The following is an 867-nucleotide window of genomic DNA, read 5'->3' as shown; positions in this document are numbered from 1 at the left end:
GCTTTGATACGCACTTCTCGAATATAAATGTGGGCTGTAAATCGTGCCACAGCGATATAACGGATGAACATAAAACTAAAAAAATAATAAAGACAGCTCAAACAAGCCCTACCAATATGTCGCAGTGGAAAATAATTGGCGATAATAAAATTGCTACTTGGCAAGGTGAGCCGCGCGATAACAGCTTTATGCAAGGCTGTTATGCGTGTCATTCGCTTCGAAGCCCATTAACCGATGGCTTTGATAACAGCCAAGCGTTTTTAGACCAATTTAGTCCTTCATTTTTAGAACCAAATTTGTATCACGCCGATGGCCAAATTAAAGAAGAAGTGTATGTGTTTGGCTCTTTTGCACAAAGTAAAATGTACAAAGCCGGAGTTAACTGTGTTGACTGCCACGATAAACACACCATGAAAGTTAAAACAAAAACAAATGGGCTGTGCTTACAGTGCCACAGTGCCAGCGAATATAACAAACCCGAGCATCATCGCCATAAAGAACAATCAACCGGCGCACAATGTGTTAGCTGCCACATGCCAACCAACAGATACATGGGCGTTGATGACAGGCGCGACCACAGCTTTAAAATTCCGCGCCCTGACATATCAATAAAATACGATACACCCAATGCGTGTGTGCAATGCCACGACGGTCAAACAAACGAATGGGCAGCAAGCACGCTTGAAAAATGGCATGGTAAAGCACCGGCATTAAGTGCAAGCGAGCACAGTATGCTTGAACTGCGCTCATTAAAAGCGATATCGCAAAATGCACATATGAGCTTAATTAATGACTTTTCGTTAAATGAAATAGACCGCGCCAGTGCAATTGCCTATTTAGGTAATTCGGGCGCTGAGCTAAACGATG

1 protein-coding gene is annotated in these 867 nt (G+C 42.9%); it reads left to right on the top strand.

The features are described 5' to 3' along the window. Positions 1–867 (top strand): multiheme c-type cytochrome (locus I6F49_RS20235; protein WP_269435421.1); only part of this gene is annotated, 867 nt, incomplete at both ends.

The organism is Pseudoalteromonas sp. SWN166 (assembly GCF_015864485.1).
Classification (GTDB): domain Bacteria; phylum Pseudomonadota; class Gammaproteobacteria; order Enterobacterales; family Alteromonadaceae; genus Pseudoalteromonas.
The sequence above is the reverse complement of the archived record's forward strand: the minus strand, read 5'-3'. Positions and strand labels throughout refer to the sequence as shown.